Annotated in this window: 2 protein-coding genes; both read left to right on the top strand. The window is 42.6% G+C overall.

Annotated features, from left to right (window positions below; translation table 11 throughout):
• Positions 1-286 precede the first annotated feature (286 nt).
• Entirely contained in the window at positions 287-1,831 is a 1,545-nt protein-coding gene (locus tag KKC46_14855; protein MBU1055087.1) for an SDR family oxidoreductase, read from the top strand.
• Between the two features lie 427 nt (positions 1,832-2,258).
• Entirely contained in the window at positions 2,259-3,605 is a 1,347-nt protein-coding gene (locus tag KKC46_14860) for a hypothetical protein (protein MBU1055088.1), read from the top strand.
• Positions 3,606-4,034 lie beyond the last annotated feature (429 nt).

The following is a 4,034-nucleotide window of genomic DNA, read 5'->3' on the forward strand; positions in this document are numbered from 1 at the left end:
AGCCACTTTCAAAACGTTTCAGTTTGGTCAAGCTCAAGGCGGGAGAAAATTTCAACCACAGGAATACATCGAGTATTTCGAGGATTGAAATTTGAGCCCAACGCAGAGATCGGCCAAAATGGGGCGTTTTGAAACTGGCTCTTGATATATGTATTTAACGGATGATATTCTATTCATAACTTTAATTCATTCAAACTGGCTCTATCATTTTATTAGAATACAGACAGGTATATATTACGGCCAAAGCAAGGATGTAAAAACAGTGACTAACATCAACACGGATACAATGATTGACGACAAACAAGAAACCCTGGCAGCAGTACTTGGGTGTATTCCTATTTTAGAAAAGATTGCAGATAAATCCGAACTTCTGGCACTTTTACCGGAATCCGAACGGATTGCTCTTATCACTGCGGCCGGAAAAATTTCCAGGCCCGACAAAAAGGAGATCAAAAAGCGAAATAAGGACAGAAAAAAGCAAAACCGTATGGCTATTGTGGAAAAAGAGCGCCGGATAAGGGCGGCCACAGGAATCCGTAAGGCCAGGGAAGCCAAGGTATTTATTGCTCCACAGCAGATTTCGTATACCGGCCGGGAAGCTGAATGTGAAGATACAAATAGGCTTGAAACACCGCGCAACTGCTATGTGTGCAAGGCCGAGTTTACAAAGCTTCATCAGTTTTATGACGCATTATGCCCGGAATGCGCACAATTTAATTATCAGAAACGCTTCCAGACAGTTTCCCTGAAAGGGCAGGTGGCATTGATTACCGGTTCACGGCTTAAGATCGGGTACCAGGCCACCATGATGATGCTGAGAGCCGGGGCAAAGGTGATTGCCACCACCCGCTTTCCAAAGGATTCTGCCTTAAGATTTTCCAAAGAAGCGGATTTTTCCGATTGGGGCCACAGACTTCATATATACGGGCTGGATCTGCGCCACATCCCAAGTGTGGAGCTTTTTACTGATTATTTCAAGGATGTCTACCAGCGTTTAGACATCCTCATCAACAATGCAGCCCAGACTGTAAGGCGGCCGCCAGGATTTTATGCCCATCTTATGGAAAATGAAACAAGGGATGTATCACAATTGCCGGTTGAGGCCCAGACCCTTCTGAGTGATTACCAGTCCTGTATCTCCCGGCTGAAATACGGGCAGACGGAAAATGTGGGCAGGGAAAAGGCACTACCCGTTACATGGAACGGAACAGCTCCCGGCGTGGGATTGCGCATGTCCGCCCAGCTGTCTCAGATTCCCTATTCTTATGACCATTCACTGGATGTATCAGAGGTCTTTCCGGCGGAAAAGCTTGATGCCGACCTCCAGCAGGTTGATCTTAGAAAGACTAATTCATGGCGACTAAAGATAGGGGAGATCCAGACCTCGGAAATGCTGGAAATCCAGCTTGTCAATTCCGTGGCCCCCTTTGTTTTGTGCAACCGGCTGGCAAATTTAATGAAAGAGGATGACACCGGACAAAAACATATTGTTAATGTTTCTGCTATGGAGGGCAAATTCCTGCGGTTTAAAAAAGACAGCCGCCATCCCCATACCAATATGGCCAAGGCTTCTTTGAATATGCTTACCCATACTGCAGCCGGTGATCTTGCCACATACGGGATTTTTATGAATTCAGTAGACACAGGGTGGGTTACGGATGAAGATCCTGCCATACTTGCCAAGCACAAACAGGACTGTCATGATTTCCAGCCGCCATTAGATATTGTAGACGGTGCGGCAAGAGTTTGTGATCCGTTTTTTCACGGCATACTGACAGGAAAACACTGGAGCGGCAAATTTTTAAAGGATTATTACCCCATCGACTGGTAGCACTTGTTCTCTAAATAGCATATGTGAAGACTGAGCAGGGGGTCAGATAAGGATAACAGTTTAGTTCCCATTACTACCCATCAAGCAATCATCCAATAAATGTAAGAATTCATGCCGTATGAAAGTAAAACTTGCAATAAATAATAACTCCTGATTATAGAATCGCAACAACTGAAAGCAAAGGGCTTGATCAAGAATTTGCAGATTTTAAAAAAAGATCAGCTTTGAGCCACTTTCAAAACGTTTCAGTTTGGTCAAGCTCAAGGCGGGATAAAGTTTCAACCACAGGAATACATTGAGTATTTAGAGGATAGCGCTAAAGCTTCACTGCGTGCGAAATTTGAGCCCAACGCTTAAGATCGGCCAAAATGGGGCGTTTTGAAACTGGCTCCTTTGGCCAACAATATTTGAGCAGGAGAATTGATATATGGCAGCAGGTAAGAAAGTTCATTTTTTTGTATTTTTGATAATTGTTTTATGGATAGCAAATCCCGTTTTGGCTCACAGCGACGATCGTTTACTCCTTGAGAGAATTGAACAGTTAGACCGAGAGGTTCAAGAGCTAAAGGCATTACTTCTTCAGCAGCAAGAAGCACAACAAGAGACAAGCACCAGGATTAAAAAGATTGAAAGCACGGCTCAGGCACCGGTTTCAGAGGCAGCAGATCCGGACTCTGAAAAAACGCGATTCAAGTTTGAACCATATGGTTTTATCAAGCTTGATGCTGCCTATGATGACAGCAGGACAGATTTTGGAAACTTTGCCCTCTATGTACCTAACGAATCAGGAAACAAAAATGATAATGAATTCAACATGACGGCGAGACAAACCCGTCTTGGTCTAAATATTCTTGCTCCCACTAATAACGGATGGAATGCCAAAGGACAGGTTGAATTTGATTTTTATGGAAGTGCAACCCATGAAAATAAAGCAGATCCAATGTTGCGCCATGCTTTTGTCGAAATAAATAAAGATAATTTCTCTTTGATTGCAGGCCAGACAAGTGACCTCATATCCCCTCTCTATCCAACAACACTAAACTACACTGTGTTGTGGTCTGCGGGAAATATAGGATACCGAAGACCACAGCTTCGCCTGACTCACACTCACCCATTTGATGAAAAAAATAAACTGCTCACCGCTATTGCAATCTCAAAAACTGATGGAACGGTAAACGAAGACTTTGACCTGGACGGGCAAAACGATGGGGAGGACGCTGGATTCCCAACCATCCAGGGCAGAGTAGCTATATCGACAACAGCATTTAGTGACCGGCCATATACTTTTGGAATCTCTGGTCATTACGGAAAAAAAGAAATTGATTTCGGAAAAATAAACACAGGGTCAAGAGAGAAAAAACTAAAAAGTTGGTCGGTAAATGGAGATCTCACCTTACCGCTTACCGAACAACTCAGTGTAAAAGGAGAAATATTTTTAGGCGCTGCCCTTGATGATTACTTCGGTGGTATTCTGCAAGGTATAAACAGAGTGTCCGAAGATGAAATCAAAGCTATAGGCGGTTGGTTGCAGTTATCCTACCAGTACGATAATCAATTACGGTTTAACACAGGATTTGGTATTGATGATCCTGAAAATGATGATCGTTCTACAGAAATGAGAGAGAAAAACAGCGCGTATTATGCAAATGTTCTATTCAAACCATTTGATCCACTTGAAATTGGCCTGGAGTATAGCTTTTGGGATACTCAGCATAAAGGCAAGAGCAGTGGAACAGCTAACAGACTACAGACCTCGGTTATCTACAAGTGGTAAAATATAAACCATAAGAATACCCAACTTCGGCAACTCTATCTGAGGTTGAGTATTCTTATCAGTATAATTAAGTTTAATAGTATAATACTTACCTAATACTACCCCATATTTTTTTACTCCGCAGGACCGAAGGATCGGATAAAAAGATCGTGTAGGGCTTGCCGTCCGTCATCCGAAAGAAATCGGGTTCCGGTACCGGAAAATGTATCTGAAGTAATCACCGGTATGTTTTCAACCCATTTGCTGTTCTCCCAGGAAAACCATCCCTTTCGTTCCTGATCATAGACGTTAACCCGACTTTCGCATAAAAATAATAAGCGTTATTATCTTAAAGGTTTACAAAGTAAGGCACTACAACTAACCCCTAAAGTTTTTTCATGCGATAGTTTTTGTTATTATTAAATTTTTATAATCAACATTCAATTTTTG

The organism is Pseudomonadota bacterium, from assembly GCA_018817425.1.
Classification (GTDB): Bacteria; Desulfobacterota; Desulfobacteria; order Desulfobacterales; family RPRI01; genus RPRI01.

Bases quoted from the DNA above. Each gene is read 5' to 3' on its own strand.
- KKC46_14855 (MBU1055087.1), top strand. From the start codon at position 287: ATGATTGACGACAAACAAGAAACCCTGGCAGCAGTACTTGGGTGTATT.
- KKC46_14860 (MBU1055088.1), top strand. From the start codon at position 2,259: ATGGCAGCAGGTAAGAAAGTTCATTTTTTTGTATTTTTGATAATTGTT.